This window comes from Streptomyces sp. Ru72, from assembly GCF_002920635.1.
Classification (GTDB): Bacteria; Actinomycetota; Actinomycetes; order Streptomycetales; family Streptomycetaceae; genus Streptomyces.
In genome coordinates this window covers 25,952-41,951 of the sequence record NZ_PQSR01000015.1, presented here as the reverse complement: position 1 = coordinate 41,951, position 16,000 = coordinate 25,952, and the positions used below count along the sequence as shown (strand labels likewise).

Below are 16,000 nucleotides of genomic sequence, written 5' to 3'. Positions count from 1 at the left end.
CTTTCGGCTGTGAGCTCCCTGAGAACAGGGGGTATTTGACTTTCTTTACCAATCCGATAACCGGTACAGCACTGTCCGTTGAGCGGAGAGTCGGGTTTCAGCCAAGTGCATCCAACGCTTCGTCCAGCGTCCGCCGCAGCCGCAGGGCGTCGGGCGCCACCGCGGTGACGAGTACGCCCGGCCCGGCCAGCGGGGTGAGCGCGGCACACTCCCCGAGCGGCCGTGCCGCCGCGGGTGCTCGCTCGAACTCCGGCCGTACGACGACCAGTTGCCCGAGCGCCCGATGTCCCCCCAGCACGGCGGGCCCGTCCCAGCCGCCGGGGGCGCCCGGTCCGCAGGCCACCTCCTGGTCGAGCAGCGGCCGTCCGCCGAACCGCACGGTGAGACGGCTGGTGAGCCGCCCGGGCTCCTCACCGGCACGCCCGAGGACCTGCTCCTCCCGGAAGAGGAGACGGGCGCCCGGCGCGAGGTCGATCCGCGAGGTGACGTACAGCTCGCTTCCGTTGGCCGAAATCAACTGCTCGGGCAGCCAGTGCAGTTCACCGCCTTCCGCCACGTCGAGCCGGACGTCGTAGCGTGCCTCGCCCTTCGCCTGACCGGGCAGCGCGATGGTCGCGGCGGCCGATCCGACGTGCAGCAGGGCGCCGCTTCCCACCTCGGCCTCGACGGTGAGGTGGTCCCCGCCGAGCGGCCCGCTCATCGCGCCGACGAGCATCACGCGCGCCTCGTCGCCCCGCGCCCGCGTCCGGCGCAGCGCGAGCGGCCCCTCGCCGGCCAGCACCGGCAGGGCCGTACCGCCCCGGCCGTCGTCCCGGGCCACGATCCGCGCGGTGGCCCGTACCCCCGTGGTCACGCCGCCCATGCGGCGAGCCTCTGCCGCACCCAGTCGGCGACCGCACCGACACCGGCCTCGCTGCGCAACGACTGGAGGACCACGGGCAGCTCGCCCCGCTGCGCCTTGGCGTCGGCGGCCATCCGGGCGAGGTCGGAGCCGACGTACGGTGCCAGGTCGGTCTTGTTGACGACGAGCAGATCGGCGGTGGTGACACCGGGGCCGCCCTTGCGCGGGATGTCGTCCCCGCCCGCGACGTCGATGACGAAGATCTGCGCGTCGACGAGTCCCTTGGAGAAGGTGGCGGTGAGGTTGTCTCCGCCGGACTCGACGAGGATGAGGTCGAGCGGCCCGACGGCGTCCTCCAGGTCCTCGACGGCTTCGAGGTTGGCGGAGATGTCGTCCCGGATGGCGGTGTGCGGACAGGCACCGGTCTCGACTGCGGTGATCCGCTCGGGCGGCAGCACGGCCTCCCGCAAAAGGAACTCGGCGTCCTCCCGGGTGTAGATGTCGTTCGTCACGACAGCGAGTGACAACTCGTCCCGCAGTGCCCGGCAGAGCGCGGCGACGGTGGCGGTCTTCCCTGACCCGACGGGCCCGCCGAGCCCGATACGCAGGGCTCGGCGGGATCCGTCGGGACGGTGGGCGTCGGCGCTGAGGGCGGAGGGGCCGGGGTGGGTGTGGTCGAGATGCATGACTGCGGCTCCAGTTCAGCCGTGGCTGGTGATCACCAGCCCGTCTGGGGGCCCCTGCTCGAAGAGCTCGGGGGATTGGGGACGAGGCCGTTCAGGCCGATGGGGGCCAGGGGGTGAAGCCCCTGGCGGGGTCGAAAGGGGCGGAGCCCCTGAGGGACGGGGAGGGTGGGGGCGGGCGAGGGCGAACCTCCTACGACGCGAACAGACGTACAGGCCAGGCGGCATGCGCCTCCGCCCCGACCTCCAGCAGCGGAGCGGACGCCGCAGGCAACGCGTCGACCCCGTCGTCGAGCACACGCCGCGCCGCCTCGCTCGCCCGGTCCACCACCAGATCCAGCTCCGGGGCCAACCGGGCGAGCACCGCGGTGGCATCGAAGGGGTCAAGACCGAGCAACCGCACCACAGCGGTGGCCGGCCCGCTCACACTCTCGTACGCGGAGCAGTACGCGGCGTCCTCGGCTCCCAGCCCCGCCGCCCGAGCCGCGACGCCCAGCACGACCGGCTGATGGGCCCCCTTGGGGAACTCCCGTGCCACCGCGTCCAGTTCCCCGGAAGGCCAGGCGGCCCGAACGGCCCGCATCAGCTGCCGTCCCAGCCTGCGCGCGGCGACACGCAGCGCGGCCGACGGCGTACGGGCGTCCGCCGCGGCGTCCAGCAGGGCCGGGTCGACACCGAGGGCGGCAGCTGCGGCCAGTGAGGCGGACACCAGCCCGGCCGTGTGCAGCCGCCCTCGGCAGAAGTCCTCGAGGCTCGCGGCTCCGGTGATCCGTCCCGCGCGGACGGCCGCCTCGGCGCCGCCGGAGTGGGCGTGCCCTCCGGCGGGGAAGCGGCCGTCGGCCAGGACGAGAAGCGCTGCCCGGGACATCAGAAGAGGAAGTAGCGCTGGGCCATGGGCAGTTCGGCGGCGGGTGTCGCCTCGACCAGCTCGCCGTCGATGTGGACGGCGAAGCTGTCCGGATCGACCTCGACCCGCGGCCGGGCGTCGTTCTCGCGCATGTCCGCCTTGGTGACGCCGCGCGTCGACTCGATGGCCACGAACCTCTTCCCCAGTGCCAGCCGCTCCGGCAGTCCGTCCTCGATCGCGAGCGGCGCCACGAAGTTGAACGAGTTGGACGCGGGCGCCCGTCCGATCGCCCCGTACATCGGGCGCGGCAGGATCGGCTGCGGGGTCGGGATGGACGCGTTGGCGTCGCCCATCTGGGCGTACGCGATCTGCCCGCCCTTGATCACGAGCTGTGGCTTGACGCCGAAGAACGCGGGCTCCCACAGCACGAGGTCGGCGAGCTTGCCGGTCTCGACGGAGCCGATCTCACGGGCGAGGCCCTGGGCGAAGGCCGGGTTGATCGTGTACTTGGCGACATAGCGACGTACGCGGTGGTTGTCGGCGCGGCCGTCGCCCGGCAGCGCTCCCCGCCTCCGCTTCATCACGTGGGCGGTCTGCCAGGTCCGCAGGACGACCTCCCCGACGCGTCCCATGGCCTGGGAGTCGGACGAGATGATCGAGATCGCGCCCAGGTCGTGGAGGATGTCCTCCGCCCCGATCGTGGACGGCCGGATCCGTGACTCCGCGAAGGCCAGGTCCTCCGGCACGGCGGGGTTCAGGTGGTGGCAGACCATCAGCATGTCGAGGTGTTCCTCGGCGGTGTTGACGGTGAACGGCCGGGTGGGGTTGGTGGAGCTGGGCAGCACGTGCTGCTCGGACACCACGGTCATGATGTCCGGCGCGTGGCCGCCGCCCGCGCCCTCGGTGTGGTACGCGTGGATGCCGCGTCCGTTGATCGCGGCGAGCGTGTCGCCGACGAACCCGGCCTCGTTGAGGGTGTCCGTGTGGATGGCGACCTGGATGCCGGTGCGGTCCGCGACGGTCAGGGCGGCGTCGATGACGGCGGGCGTGGAGCCCCAGTCCTCGTGCAGCTTCAGGCCGAGGGCGCCGCCGCGGATCTGGGAGAGCATCGCGTCGTGGGAGACGGTGTTGCCCTTGCCGAGCAGGCCGATGTTGAGCGGATGGCCCTCCATCGCCTCCAGCATCCGGGCGAGGTGCCAGGGGCCGGGCGTGACGGTGGTCGCCTTGGAGCCCTCCGCGGGTCCCGTGCCGCCGCCGACCAGCGTGGTGATACCGGCGGCGAGGGCCTCGTCGGCGATCTGGGGGCAGATGAAGTGGACGTGGGCGTCGATGGCGCCGGCGGTGAGGATGCGGCCGTTGCCGGCGATGACCTCCGTCTCCGGGCCGAGCACCAGATCCGGGTGGACCCCGTCCATGGTGTCCGGGTTGCCCGCCTTGCCGATGGCCGTGATGCGGCCGTCGCGGATGCCGACGTCCGCCTTGACGATGCCCCAGTGGTCGATGATGACGGCACCGGTGATGACGGTGTCGGGGGTGCCGTCCGCGCGGGTGGCGCGGGACTGGCCCATGGATTCCCGGATGACCTTGCCCCCGCCGAACACGGCCTCGTCACCGGCGAGCCCGGGACCGCCGGAACGATCCTCCTCGATCTCGATCAGGAGGTCGGTGTCGGCGAGCCGGATACGGTCCCCGGTGGTCGGGCCGAACAGGTCGGCGTACGCGGCGCGCGAGATCTCAGGCATCGAGGGCACCTCCGGTCTCCCCGCGCAGTCCGGGCACGACACGGGCTCCGGCGAGCGGGACGAGTTCGACGTCCACGGGGATGCCGGGCTCGAAGCGCACGGCGGTCCCGGCGGCGATGTTCAGCCGCTTGCCGCGCGCGGCGGACCGGTCGAAGTCCAGACCGGGGTTGGCCTCGGCGAAGTGGTAGTGGGAGCCGACCTGGACGGGCCGGTCGGCGGCGTTGAGGACGGTGAGCCGGGTGACTTCGCGGCCCTCGTTGTAGACGATCGGGCCGTCGTCGAACAGGATCTCTCCGGGAATCATGCGGCTCCCTCTGTCAGACGATCGGGTCGTGGACGGTGACGAGCTTGGTGCCGTCCGGGAAGGTCGCCTCGACCTGGACGTCGTGGATCATCTCGGGGACGCCCTCCATGACGTCGTCCCGGGTGAGCAGCTTGCGTCCGGAGGCCATGAGCTCGGCGACGGTACGTCCGTCCCGTGCGCCTTCGAGGATGTGCGACGTGATGAGCGCGACCGCTTCGGGGTGGTTGAGCTTCAGCCCCCGGGCCCGGCGCTTCTCGGCGACGTCGGCCGCCACATGGATCAGCAGCCTCTCTTGCTCGTGCGGGGTCAGTTGCACGTCCCACCTCACAGTCCTCGCTCCGGACCGTGCGGGGCCCGGTTTCCGCAGCCACGGGGCAAAGTCCCTGGTGGCGTGGAGGGGCAGGCTAATTGCACCGGGTTTCGAGCACGTTAACCGGGGATCTGCGACCACTGCGCCGGGTGCGAGTCCGGCGGGTCGCTCACCGAGGGCGGACCCGGCGACGCCGCTCGCCGAACGCGAGCCGGGGTCCGGTGGCGCGCCGTCCATCGCCCCTGGACCGCGCTGCGGGGCCTTCGTCCGCTGTCAGGAGGCGTCCGGTCCGTCGGCCGCCCGTCAGGAGGCGTCCGGTCGCCGGTGTTCGGCAGCGATGCCGAAGCGGTGGCGTTCGCGGGGGGCGGAGCCGGCCTCGCGGACACTGGAGACCGAGCTGATCACCTGTTCCTCCGCCGCGTCCAGAGCGGCGAGCCGCTCGAGGTCGGCGGCGGAGACCAGGGCGACGAGAGGCTTTCCGTGCCGCGTCACGACGACGCGCTCGCCGCCGTACACCACGCGGTTGATCAGATCGGCGAGCTCAGCCCTGGCTTGCGTCACCGGAATCTCGTAGGCCATGACGTCCAGCTTAGACCGAGGCCTCCACCGTCCTCCTGGGATGGAAGCGGGCCCGTGAGCGGTGCCGTTCCGACGCGCAGCCGTTTTCGCTGACAGCATGCTTCCCACCCAGGGCAACGTACGTCCTGTACATTTTTTACAGAGCCAGCCCGAGGAGGCGCATGTCATGAACCGACCGTCCGCCCGCCATGTCCTGCCCGAGTTCACCGAACGCACCGGCTACGGGCACCGGACCCTCGATCCGTACGCGAAGCTTCTCGAGGAGCGGATCGTCTTCCTCGGAACGCCGGTCGACGACACGTCGGCCAACGACGTGATGGCGCAGTTCATGCATCTGGAGTACCTGGATCCGGACCGGGACATCTCCCTGTACATCAACTCCCCCGGCGGCTCCTTCAGCGCGATGGCCGCCATCTACGACACGATGCAGTACGTGGGCTGCGACGTGGAGACGATCTGCCTCGGACAGGCGGCGTCCGCCGCGGCCGTCCTGCTCGCCGGGGGCACACCCGGCAAGCGGTTCGCACTGCCCGGCGCCCGTGTGGTCATCCACCAGCCGTCCCTGCCGGAGCCCCTTCAGGGGCAGGCGAGCGACCTGTCCATCCAGGCCGAGGAGCTGATGCGGATCCGCGGCCGCCTGGAGGAGATGCTCGTCCGGCACACCGGGCAGAGCCCGGAGCGGATCGCCGCCGACATCGAACGCGACACGATCTTCGACGCGCCGGCGGCGGTGGAGTACGGCCTGATCGACCGCGTCATCCCGAGCCGCAGGGCCTCGCACACCGCACCCGGCGCGAGGTGATCCGCGGATGCTGCCACCGGAGCTGCCCCCGCTGCCCGCGCTGACCCGGGCCGAGGCGGAGTTGATCGACCGTTACCTCGACGTGGTGGACCTGCTCGGCCGTATCAACCCGTCGCACTCCGGGGACACCTACCGCGGTCTGCGCGCCGCCCAGGCCCTGGTGGCCAAGGCGACGGCGCTGCGCGAGGCGCTGACGCTGATGCACCAGCGGGGGGAGAACGAGTTGCACGGGCCCACCCTCGCCCGAGCCCTCCGCGTCCTCGACGGCGAGCGCCGCGCGGCCCGCGTCAGCGTGCCTCCGGACCCGGACTGACGGAGAGTGAGCCCCCGACGGACGGCGCGTGGTTGCCCGTGCGGGCCGAACGGGGTACCGCCGCCTGGGTAGTTCTCGCTCCCCCAGGAAGCCCGGAGAAGTCGCACAACGTGTGTGGCCCGAGGGCGGAATGATCTGCTCCGGTGCAGGTCCCGGCCTCGTCCGCCCTCACAACTCCCTTCGAACAAAAGGTTGTCCACCCGAACGGGCGAGTGGTGAGTAATGCCACAAACCCCCGATTCCATTGTGATTTTCCGACGCCTTTAGGTGAAGATCCCTTCCTGACGACAAGCCCCCGCCACCGCGGCGGGGCGGTCCGGGCGGACGCCGAGTCCTGCCGCCGCCCGGATGACCGGTCGACAGGAGTGGATCGGCAGGAGTGGAGGACCCAGCAAGGCGGGCCGCCGGAGAGATCCGGGCGGTCCTTGGGGTGAAGCCGCGTCAGCGGCCGGGCTACTTCGCCAGCCCGAATCCGACAGGTCATCCTTCACAGGCGGCTGACGAAGGGTTGCGCATGACTGCGCTCAATCGAGTCCCGTCGCTGCTGGGCCGGGCCGGAACGGCCTCCGCCCTCACCATCGCCGCCGTCGGCGGCAGCATCGCGGTGCCCGGCATCGCCTCCGACGCGTCCGCCGTGACCCCGGCGACGAAGGCACTGCAGGTCGCGGCGTCCAAGAAGGGATCCCCCTACCAGTACGGCGCCGCGGGACCGCGTCGCTTCGACTGCTCCGGGCTGACGCTGTACTCGTTCAAGAAGGCGGGCAAGACCCTGCCCCGGACGGCGGCGGCGCAGTACAACAAGACGCGGCACATCTCCGCCTCCCAGCGGCAGGCCGGGGACCTGGTGTTCTTCCACTCGGGGCGGAACGTCTACCACGTCGGCATCTACGCCGGGAAGGGCAAGATCTGGCACTCCCCGAAGACCGGGGCTGTCGTCAGGCTGGAGAAGATCTGGACGAAGAGCGTCTGGTACGGCCGCGTCCGCTGAGGCCGTACCGGCGGGGTGACGGCGGTTGTCTGCCGTCACCCCCGACGCGCCTCCAGGCCCGTGAATCACCAGGAGCCCAGAGGGCGCGCTGGGTCCACTGGGCGCAGGTGGCGCACGGGGCGCAGGTGGCGCACGTGGCGCACCCGGCGCACAGCGCGCCGGAACCCCGCACAGACGCGGCGGAACCGGCGTGGGTGTGTCGCGCGCCCGGATCGCGGGCCGCGCTCCCGTCCCCCCAGGAGCGTCCGCCCCGGTGCCTCCGTCCTCACACGCCCGTGGGAGGACGGACGCACCGGGGCGGGCGTGAGGAGGGGCGAAGCGGATACTCGTTGACCATGGCCGAGCGACCTCCCGAGCAGGCACGACGCGAGACCCCCCTGGAGCGTGCCGACCGCAACTTCGCCGAGCTGCTGCAGGAGCTGCGTGTCACCCAGACGGGGGTGCAGATCCTGTTCGCGTTCCTGCTGACCCTGGCCTTCACCCAGCGCTTCCCGACCCTGGACACCGTCCAGCGCGCCACCTATGTGACGACGCTCCTGCTCGCCATGCTGGCCGCGGCCCTGTTCACGGCGCCCGCCGCACTGCACCGGTCACTGTTCCAGCAGAACGCCAAGCCCGTCATCGTGAAGGTCTCCTCCCGTCTGGCCACGATCGGGATGGGCGTGCTGATGCTGGCGTTCACCGGATCGGTCCTGCTGGTGGTGGACGTCTCCCTCGGCCGCGTCGCCGGGATCGCGGCCGGCGCGGGAACGCTGCTGGTGTGCGTGGGGCTGTGGCGGGTCCTGCCCTGGGTGGTACGGCGCACGGTCGTCGTACGGAAACGTGCTCGCAAGCAATCGGAGGACTCGGCGGGCCGAGAGCCGCCCGAGAGGCCCCGGTGACCGCCGGGGCCTCGGCCGCGGTACGCACGGCGGCGCCCCGGCGCGAGCACCGTTCACGCTTCTCCCGGTCCCGGTGATGCCGCGACCGGCTGCATCGGCTTCGTCCACGGCAGCTCGATCGCGACGGTCTTGCCGCCCTCGCGCGTGGGCCGCACGCTGAGCTTCCCGCCGCACTCGGCGGTCAGCCACCGGATGATCACCATGCCCCGGCCGTTGTCCTGCTGCACGGCCGCCGGCAGGCGCTTGGGGAAGCGCGGGTGGCTGTCGGTGACCCCGATGCGCAGTAACTCGTCCCGTTCGAGCGCGATGTCGACCGTGAACGTGGGCGACTGCCCGAGGGTGTGCTGCACGGCGTTGGTGGCGAGTTCGGACACGATCAGGCGGACGGTGTCGGCGACTTCGGCGTCGCCGGGCATCCCCCATTCGACGAGGACGCTCGAGACGTATTTTCGGGCGGCGGAGACCGAGGCGGGATCGCTCGGCAGAGTGACGGATGCTTCCTGGTGGTCTGCCATGGCGACGTCGTCCCTTTCCCACGGGACCGGAGTCCGACACGGAGCGGTTGGTTCGAGAAACGGTCCCGGACTTGGTGCTGCGCGCCAGCCTGCCACCACCTGGGCCCTGTCGGGCCCGATCCCCCGAGATATGCATATATCTGTCGCTCGAAGCGGTGAACTCTGCGACGACCGAGCGAGTTTGGGGTGCGCTCGGGCTCATCCTCTACCGTCTCGCGTGGAGACCGCGCGCCGTGCGGAAGGAGTCGGCCATGCAGTACGGACCAGCGGTGCGCCGCCGCAAGCTCGGCGCCGAATTACGCGCCCTGCGCGCCCGGGCGGGGCTCACGAGCGGGGAGGCGGCCGGCCTCGTCGGCTGGCACCAGTCCAAGGTGAGCCGGATCGAGACGGGCTCCAGCGGGGTCAAGCCGGCTGACGTACGACTGCTCCTGGACGCGTACGGCGTCCAGGATCCCGAGTTGCGGGACCTGCTGCTGGTGCTGGCGGGCTCCGAGGACGGCGGTGGCCGGCAGAACTGGTGGCACGCCTACCGCGGGGTGCTGCCGCCGACCTACCGGGACTTCATCAGCCTGGAGTCCCAGGCGAGCGGCATGCGCACCCTGGAGACCTCCGTGGTGCCGGGCCTGCTGCAGACGCCCGAGTACGCACGGGCCGTGACCCGGGCCGCCGTCGGCACGCTGGAGGACGCCAAGCTGGACGCCCTGGTGGAGGTGCGGCTGGCCCGCCAGGAGGTGCTGCGCGCGGATCCGCCGCTGGAACTGAGCGCGGTCCTGGACGAGGCGGTGCTGCGTCGGGAGATCGGCGGACCGGCGGTCATGGCGCGGCAGCTAAGGCGTCTGCTGGAGGCGGCCCGGCTGCCCCAAGTACGGCTTCAGGTCCTGCCGTTCACCGCCGGAGCCCACATCGGCATCACCGGGCCTTTCGTTATCTTCTCATTTCCGAGCAGATCCGATCTGGATGTAGTCGTTCTCGACCACTTGACGAGTAGCCTCTATCTCGAGCGGAAAGAAGACCTCCAGGCCTACAGCGAGGCCTTCACGTCCCTTCAGATCCACGCCCTTTCGCCCGAGGAATCGTTGGATTACATCGCCGCGTTGGCCGGCGACGCGTAAGGAGGCACCATGTCAGCCCCCCACATCCCTTCCAGCACCTGTCTCGACGGTGTGCGGTGGTTGCGCAGCAGCCGTAGTACGGGAATGAACAACTGCGTCGAGACCGCCCGTCCGGGCACCGGTCCCTGGGCCGGGCGGGTGGCCGTGCGCGACTCCAAGAAGGTGACCGGACCGGCCCTGACGTTCAGCCCCGAAGCGTGGAAGGAGTTCCTGAAAGGGCTGAACTGACCACGTCCGTCGGCGGAAATCGGCGGTGAGCGAGCCGATTTCGCGCCACATTCCGGGTCGCTGCGCCAAGGGCACTTCCGTGGGACCGCCTCCGTACGACGGCGTACGGATCAGCCCCCGTGACGCGCGATGCACGGCCGTCTCGCCGACTCACGGTCGCGTCTCGCCGATCACCCGTACGGCGTGCTCGACCTGCCCGTCGGAGAGATCCGCACGGGCGGTGAGCCGCAGCCGTGAGATGCCGTCCGGCACGGACGGCGGGCGGAAGCAGCCGACGACGACCCCGGCAGCCCGGCAGTCGGCCGCCCACCGTACGGCCTGCTCCGGGGAGGGAGCCCGCACGGAGACCACGGCGGCGTCCGGACGCACCGTCTCATGGCCCTCGGCCGTGAGACGGGCGTGCAGGGCCGCCGCCACCGTGCGGGCCCGCTCGGCGCGCTCCGGCTCGCGGCGCAGCAGACGCAGCGCCGCGAGTGCCGCGCCCGCCGCGGCCGGGGCGAGCCCGGTGTCGAAGATGAACGTCCGGGCCGCGTTGACCAGATGGTCGATCACATGTGCCGGTCCGAGGACGGCGCCGCCCTGGCTGCCCAGCGACTTCGACAGCGTGACCGTCGCCACCACGTCCGGCGCGCCCGCGAGCCCGGCCGCGTGCGGGGCGCCCCGGCCCCCGGACCCGAGGACGCCGAGCCCGTGCGCGTCGTCGACGACCAGCCCGGCGCCGTGAGCGCGGCAGGCAAAGGCCAGTTCGGCCAGCGGTGCCGCGTCGCCGTCCACCGAGAAGACCGTGTCGGACACCGCGACCGCAGGGCCTTCACGGGTGCCGAGCGCCTTGCGCACGGCGTCGGGGTCGGCGTGCGCGACGACCTGGGTGGTGCCGCGCGCCAGCCGGCAGCCGTCGATGAGCGAGGCGTGGTTGCCCGCGTCCGAGACGATCAGGGAGCCGTGCGGGGCGAGCGCGGTGACGGCGGCGAGGTTGGCCGCGTACCCGGAGGAGAAGACGAGAGCCGCCTCGAAGCCGCAGAACTCGGCCAGTTCGCGTTCCAGCTCGCCGTGCAGCTCGGTGGTGCCGGTGACGAGCCGCGAGCCGGTCGAACCGCCGCCCCACCGCCGGGCCGCCCGCGCGGCGCCCTCGACGACCTCCGGGTGACGGGCGAGGCCCAGGTAGTCGTTGCTCGCGAGGTCGAGGAGCGGGGAGTCGGCGGCGCGGGGACGCAGGGTGCGGACCAGTCCGGCCCGGCGGCGTGCCTGTGCCTGCTCGTCGATCCAGCCGAACGCCATGGCTCCTCCACGGTTTTGTAGGCAGTGCACAGACCCTAGCGGGGCGAGCGGCCGCCCAGGATGTGGCAATACCCACACGTCGAACCGTCTCTGTTGTGCAAACTCTCCTTGGCCCGAGGCGGTCCCGTAGGACAGGATCGGCTCTCATGGACCTGCTGAACACGCTGGTGGACAAGGGGTTGCGGCGCGAGACGCCGACCCGCGAGGAGGCTCTCGCCGTTCTCGCCACTTCCGACGACGACGTGCTCGATGTGGTGGCCGCGGCCGGCAAGGTGCGCCGCCACTGGTTCGGCCGACGGGTGAAACTCAACTATCTCGTCAACCTCAAGTCCGGCCTGTGCCCCGAGGACTGCTCCTATTGCTCCCAGCGGCTCGGCTCGAAGGCGGACATCCTCAAGTACACCTGGCTGAAGCCGGACGAGGCCTCCCAGGCCGCCGCGGCCGGTGTCGCGGGCGGCGCCAAGCGGGTGTGCCTGGTCGCCAGCGGTCGCGGGCCCACCGACCGGGACGTGGAGCGGGTCTCCGACACCATCAAGACGATCAAGGAGCAGAACGAGGGCGTCGAGGTGTGCGCCTGCCTCGGCCTGCTCTCCGACGGTCAGGCCGAGCGGCTGCGCGCGGCGGGCGCCGACGCCTACAACCACAACCTGAACACCTCCGAGGCGACGTACGGGGACATCACCACCACGCACACCTACGCCGACCGGGTGGACACGGTGCAGAAGGCGCACGCCGCCGGCCTGTCGGCCTGTTCCGGTCTCATCGCGGGCATGGGCGAGAGCGACGAGGACCTGGTCGACGTGGTCTTCGCGCTGCGTGCGCTGGACCCGGACTCCGTTCCGGTGAACTTCCTGATCCCGTTCGAGGGCACCCCGCTCGCGAAGGAGTGGAACCTGACGCCGCAGCGGTGTCTGCGGATCCTGGCGATGGTGCGGTTCGTGTGCCCGGACGTCGAGGTGCGCATCGCGGGTGGCCGCGAGGTCCACCTCCGTACGCTGCAGCCGCTCGCCCTGCATCTGGCCAACTCCATCTTCCTGGGCGACTACCTCACCAGCGAGGGCCAGGCGGGCAAGGCGGACCTGGAGATGATCGCGGACGCCGGGTTCGAGGTGGAGGGCACGGACCAGGTGACCCTGCCCGGGCACCGGGCCGCGACGGGCGGATGCGGCTCGCACGAGGGCGCCGGGTGCGCGTCCCACGAGGGCGCCGGGTGCGGGTCCCACGAGGGCGCCGGGTGCAGGTCCCACGAGGGTGGCGGTGTGTGTGGTTCCGCCGCGGTGCCGTCCGTCGACGAGCCCCGTACGGACCTGGTCGCCGTACGCCGTCGCGGTGCCGGAACGGATCTCGCGCCCAATGCCTGACCTGCCCGTGGACGTGCTGCTGGCGCTGGACCGGCAGCACGTCTGGCATCCGTACGGTCCCATGCCGGGGCGGCAGGAGCCGCTCGTCGTGGAGTCGGCGAGCGGGGTGCGGCTGCGGCTCGCGGACGGCTCGGGAGAGCTGGTCGACGGGATGTCGTCCTGGTGGTCGGCGATCCACGGCTACAACCACCCGGTGCTCAACGAGGCCGCGCGCGAGCAGCTGGCGCGGATGAGCCACGTGATGTTCGGCGGGCTCACCCACGAGCCCGCCGTCCGGCTGGCGAAGCTCCTGGTCGACATCGCACCCGAGGGCCTGGAACATGTGTTCCTCGCGGACTCCGGGTCGGTGTCGGTCGAGGTCGCGGTGAAGATGTGCCTGCAGTACTGGCGCTCGCTCGGCCGTCCGGAGAAGCGGCGCCTGATGACCTGGCGCGGCGGCTACCACGGCGACACCTGGCAGCCGATGTCCGTGTGCGACCCCGACGGCGGGATGCACGAGCTGTGGCAGGGCGTGCTGCCCCGGCAGGTGTTCGCCGACGCGCCGCCGGCGGAGTACGAGGAGGCGTACGCGGAGCATCTGCGCGCCCTGGTGGAACGGCACGCGGACGAGCTGGCCGCGGTGGTCGTGGAGCCGGTGGTGCAGGGAGCGGGCGGGATGCGGTTCCACTCCCCCGCGTATCTGCGGGTGCTGCGGGAGGTGTGCGACGCGCACGACGTCCTGCTGGTGTTCGACGAGATCGCCACCGGGTTCGGGCGTACGGGCGCCCTGTTCGCGGCGGAGCACGCGGCGGTGACACCGGACGTGATGTGCGTGGGCAAGGCGCTGACCGGCGGTTACCTGACGATGGCGGCGACGCTGTGCACGCCTCGGGTGGCCGAGGGGATCTCGCGGGGCGAGGTACCGGTGCTCGCGCACGGGCCCACGTTCATGGGCAACCCGCTGGCGGCCGCCGTGGCGTGCGCCTCGGTGGACCTGCTGCTCGGCCAGGACTGGCTGTCGGAGGTCAAGCGGATCGAGACGGGCCTCAGGGAGGGACTCGCCGAGGCGGCGGGCCTGCCGGGGGTGCGGGAGGTGCGGGTGCTCGGCGCCATCGGGGTCGTGCAGCTCGACCACGAGGTGGACATGGCGGCGGCGACCCGCGCCGCGGTACGCGAGGGCGTGTGGCTGCGGCCGTTCCGGGACCTCGTCTACACGATGCCGCCGTATGTGACCGGGGACGCGGACGTGGCACGGATCGCGCGCGCGGTGTGCGCGGCGGCACGGGAAGGGTGACATGACGGTACTGGTGATCACGGGGACCGGCACGGAGATCGGCAAGACGGTCACGACGGCCGCCGTCGCCGCGGTGGCCGTCGCCGCCGGGCGGTCCGTGGCGGTGCTCAAGCCCGCGCAGACGGGGGTACGGCCGGACGAACGCGGGGACGCCGACGAGGTGGCCCGGCTCGCGGGGGCCGTGACGACGCGTGAACTCGCCCGTTACCCCGAGCCGTTGGCGCCCGCGACGGCCGCCCGGCGGGCCGGTACGGCGCCCGTGCGGCCGCACGAGGTGGCGGAGGCCGCCGCGAAACTGGCAGTCGAGCACGATCTGGTCCTCGTGGAGGGGGCAGGCGGGCTGCTCGTACGGTTCGACGACGAGGGCGGCACCCTGGCGGACGCGGCGCGTCTGCTGGGAGCGCCACTGCTGGTGGTGGCACCGGCGGGCCTCGGCACGCTGAACTCGGCAGAGCTGACGGTACGTGAACTGCGGCGCCGGCAGCTGGAGCCCGCGGGCGTCGTCATCGGCAGCTGGCCGAAGTCCCCGGACCTCGCCTCCCGCTGCAACCTGGCCGACCTTCCGACGGTGACCGAAGTCCCGCTGCTCGGCGCGCTGCCCGCGGGGGCAGGGTCCCGGGCACCCGCCGCCTTCCGGGCCGAGGCCGCCGGCTGGCTGGCGCCACGACTGGGCGGGACGTGGGACGCCGGGAGCTTCGCGTCGAGGTTCGCGCCGTAGGCAGCCGGCGGGCCGCCTCGGGTCCGCGGGGCGAGGGGAGGCCCGCGTCGGCGTCGGTCCCTGACCGGCCGGCATGCACGAGGGTCCGCGCGGCGCGGATGCGTGGGACGTGGGCGGGGCAGAATGCGGTTGACGCCCGTCCTGTCCGGGAGGTGCTCCATGCCGTTGCGGTCCGTCCGCTCCCGCGCGGTGCCGCGGGACTCCGTGCGCCATCCGATCTTCGCCCGCTCCTACGCCCGGCTCAGCGTCGCCGCTGAGACGCGCCTCGGGATGGGAGCCGTACGGGACCGGCTGCTGGCCGGGCTCTCCGGCCGGGTCATCGAGATCGGCGCCGGCAACGGCCTGAACTTCGCCCACTACCCCGGCACCGTCTCCGAGGTCGTCGCGATCGAACCCGAGCGGCTGCTGCGGCACAGGGCGGTGGAGGCCGCCCTGCGTGCCGACGTCCCGGTGGACGTGGTGCCGGGCGCGGCCGAGGCGCTGCCGGTCAAGAGCGAGGCCTTCGACGCGGCGGTCCTGTCGTTGGTGCTGTGCAGCGTACGGGACGTGTCCCGGGCCCTCGGCGAGGTGCGCAGGGTGCTGCGGCCCGGCGGTACCGTGCGGTTCTACGAGCACGGAGCGGGCGGCGGGCCCGTGATGCGGTACGCCCAGCGCGCTCTGGACCGCACGGTGTGGCCGCCGCTCAGCGGCGGCTGCCACCTCTCCCGGGACCCGGTGGCGGCCCTGCGCGCCGCCGGGTTCGAACTGGGCCCGTACCGGCGGCTGCTGATGCCGGAGAGAGGGCCGGCCCTGCCCACCTCGTACTGCGTGCTGGGCACCGCCCGGCGGCCCGGCCTCCCGGAGTAGCCGTCACAGGCTCCACCGGCGCAGCTCGTGCGCGATGTCGTGCACGGAGGCGTCCCCGCTCTTGACCAGCCGGGCGAGGTCCCGCACCTGTTCCGGTGAGGTGACGACCTTTTCGCCGCTGGCGACGAGATAGGCGTAGGCGACCGCGGACGCGAACAGCGCGTTGGAGCGTTCCAGTGCCGGAACGTGCAGCAGCAGCTGGAGGAGGGCGGCCGCACGGGCGTGCGGACTGTCGTAGACGGCGACGCCGAATATCTCCGCGTCGTGCCGGCTGACGGCGGCGACGAGCGCGCCCCAGTCCGTGACCTGGGGATCTCCGGGCGTCTTCTGTTCGGCGACCATCAGCAGCCAGGCGAGGTCGATTCTGAGGTGGCTCAAC

The 16,000-nt window shown here is 72.0% G+C and carries 20 protein-coding genes and 1 riboswitch; of the genes, 10 read left to right on the top strand and 10 right to left on the bottom strand.

Features of this window, described 5'->3' with window-relative positions; all coding sequences use genetic code 11:
* Positions 1-97: 97 nt before the first annotated feature.
* The 7 genes from C3488_RS10010 to C3488_RS09980 all read right to left on the bottom strand — a co-directional run bounded on the left by C3488_RS10010 (position 98) and on the right by C3488_RS09980 (position 5,306).
* On the bottom strand, positions 98-862 hold the full coding sequence (locus tag C3488_RS10010) for an urease accessory protein UreD (protein ID WP_103838995.1): 765 nt from the start codon (positions 860-862) through the stop codon (positions 98-100).
* Positions 850-1,527 carry an urease accessory protein UreG gene (gene ureG / locus C3488_RS10005; protein WP_103838994.1) on the bottom strand — a complete coding sequence of 226 codons (678 nt, stop codon included), beginning with the start codon at positions 1,525-1,527 and terminating at the stop codon, positions 850-852. Before ureG ends, C3488_RS10010 begins: the two co-directional genes overlap by 13 nt.
* A gap of 190 nt (positions 1,528-1,717) precedes the next feature.
* A complete protein-coding gene (locus tag C3488_RS10000) occupies positions 1,718-2,392 on the bottom strand; it encodes an urease accessory protein UreF (RefSeq protein ID WP_103838993.1) in 675 nt (224 codons plus the stop codon).
* Positions 2,392-4,113 carry an urease subunit alpha gene (locus C3488_RS09995; protein ID WP_103838992.1) on the bottom strand — a complete coding sequence of 574 codons (1,722 nt, stop codon included), beginning with the start codon at positions 4,111-4,113 and terminating at the stop codon, positions 2,392-2,394. Before C3488_RS09995 ends, C3488_RS10000 begins: the two co-directional genes overlap by 1 nt.
* The gene (locus tag C3488_RS09990) at positions 4,106-4,417 is read right to left on the bottom strand and encodes an urease subunit beta (RefSeq protein ID WP_103838991.1); all 312 of its coding nucleotides are present in this window, start codon (positions 4,415-4,417) and stop codon (positions 4,106-4,108) included. The genes C3488_RS09995 and C3488_RS09990 overlap by 8 nt, the downstream gene beginning before the upstream one ends.
* 13 nt (positions 4,418-4,430) lie before the next feature.
* On the bottom strand, positions 4,431-4,733 hold the full coding sequence (locus C3488_RS09985) for an urease subunit gamma (RefSeq protein ID WP_103838990.1): 303 nt from the start codon (positions 4,731-4,733) through the stop codon (positions 4,431-4,433).
* 297 nt (positions 4,734-5,030) lie between these two features.
* Positions 5,031-5,306 (bottom strand): type II toxin-antitoxin system Phd/YefM family antitoxin, encoded by a 276-nt coding sequence (locus C3488_RS09980; protein ID WP_103838989.1) that lies wholly within the window; start codon positions 5,304-5,306, stop codon positions 5,031-5,033.
* 166 nt (positions 5,307-5,472) lie between these two features.
* Between C3488_RS09980 and C3488_RS09975 the strand changes: the two genes are divergently transcribed.
* The 4 genes from C3488_RS09975 (at position 5,473) to C3488_RS09960 (ending at position 8,290) form a co-directional block, all read left to right on the top strand.
* Positions 5,473-6,108 (top strand): ATP-dependent Clp protease proteolytic subunit, encoded by a 636-nt coding sequence (locus tag C3488_RS09975; protein ID WP_103838988.1) that lies wholly within the window; start codon positions 5,473-5,475, stop codon positions 6,106-6,108.
* Positions 6,109-6,115: 7 nt separating this feature from the next.
* Positions 6,116-6,421: a hypothetical protein gene (locus C3488_RS09970; protein ID WP_103838987.1), complete on the top strand. Its 306-nt coding sequence runs from the start codon at positions 6,116-6,118 to the stop codon at positions 6,419-6,421.
* Between the two features lie 315 nt (positions 6,422-6,736).
* Positions 6,737-6,932, top strand: a riboswitch (cyclic di-AMP (ydaO/yuaA leader).
* Between the two features lie 3 nt (positions 6,933-6,935).
* Positions 6,936-7,409: a C40 family peptidase gene (locus C3488_RS09965; RefSeq protein ID WP_103838986.1), complete on the top strand. Its 474-nt coding sequence runs from the start codon at positions 6,936-6,938 to the stop codon at positions 7,407-7,409.
* Between the two features lie 335 nt (positions 7,410-7,744).
* Positions 7,745-8,290: a DUF6328 family protein gene (locus C3488_RS09960; protein WP_219822304.1), complete on the top strand. Its 546-nt coding sequence runs from the start codon at positions 7,745-7,747 to the stop codon at positions 8,288-8,290.
* A gap of 53 nt (positions 8,291-8,343) precedes the next feature.
* On the opposite strand, the gene C3488_RS09955 is transcribed toward C3488_RS09960, so the two are convergent.
* Entirely contained in the window at positions 8,344-8,805 is a 462-nt protein-coding gene (locus C3488_RS09955; protein ID WP_103838985.1) for an ATP-binding protein, read from the bottom strand.
* Between the two features lie 251 nt (positions 8,806-9,056).
* Between C3488_RS09955 and C3488_RS09950 the strand changes: the two genes are divergently transcribed.
* Positions 9,057-9,917, top strand: coding sequence for a helix-turn-helix transcriptional regulator (locus C3488_RS09950; RefSeq protein ID WP_103838984.1), 861 nt, complete (start codon positions 9,057-9,059; stop codon positions 9,915-9,917).
* Positions 9,918-9,926: 9 nt separating this feature from the next.
* Positions 9,927-10,145, top strand: a complete 219-nt coding sequence (locus C3488_RS09945) for a DUF397 domain-containing protein (RefSeq protein ID WP_103838983.1) — start codon at positions 9,927-9,929, stop codon at positions 10,143-10,145.
* A 150-nt stretch (positions 10,146-10,295) separates the two neighbouring features.
* On the opposite strand, the gene C3488_RS09940 is transcribed toward C3488_RS09945, so the two are convergent.
* Entirely contained in the window at positions 10,296-11,423 is a 1,128-nt protein-coding gene (locus C3488_RS09940) for an 8-amino-7-oxononanoate synthase (RefSeq protein ID WP_103838982.1), read from the bottom strand.
* Positions 11,424-11,569: 146 nt separating this feature from the next.
* On the opposite strand from C3488_RS09940, the gene bioB reads away from it, so the two are divergent.
* The 4 genes from bioB to C3488_RS09920 all read left to right on the top strand — a co-directional run bounded on the left by bioB (position 11,570) and on the right by C3488_RS09920 (position 15,621).
* The gene (gene bioB, locus C3488_RS09935; protein ID WP_103838981.1) at positions 11,570-12,784 is read left to right on the top strand and encodes a biotin synthase BioB; all 1,215 of its coding nucleotides are present in this window, start codon (positions 11,570-11,572) and stop codon (positions 12,782-12,784) included.
* Positions 12,777-14,057, top strand: a complete 1,281-nt coding sequence (locus C3488_RS09930; protein WP_103838980.1) for an adenosylmethionine--8-amino-7-oxononanoate transaminase — start codon at positions 12,777-12,779, stop codon at positions 14,055-14,057. Before bioB ends, C3488_RS09930 begins: the two co-directional genes overlap by 8 nt.
* Position 14,058: 1 nt before the next feature.
* A complete protein-coding gene (gene bioD / locus C3488_RS09925; protein ID WP_103838979.1) occupies positions 14,059-14,775 on the top strand; it encodes a dethiobiotin synthase in 717 nt (238 codons plus the stop codon).
* A gap of 159 nt (positions 14,776-14,934) precedes the next feature.
* Positions 14,935-15,621, top strand: coding sequence for a class I SAM-dependent methyltransferase (locus tag C3488_RS09920; protein WP_103838978.1), 687 nt, complete (start codon positions 14,935-14,937; stop codon positions 15,619-15,621).
* A 3-nt stretch (positions 15,622-15,624) separates the two neighbouring features.
* On the opposite strand, the gene C3488_RS09915 is transcribed toward C3488_RS09920, so the two are convergent.
* Entirely contained in the window at positions 15,625-15,999 is a 375-nt protein-coding gene (locus C3488_RS09915) for a fic family toxin-antitoxin system, toxin component (RefSeq protein ID WP_103838977.1), read from the bottom strand.
* Position 16,000: the final 1 nt, after the last annotated feature.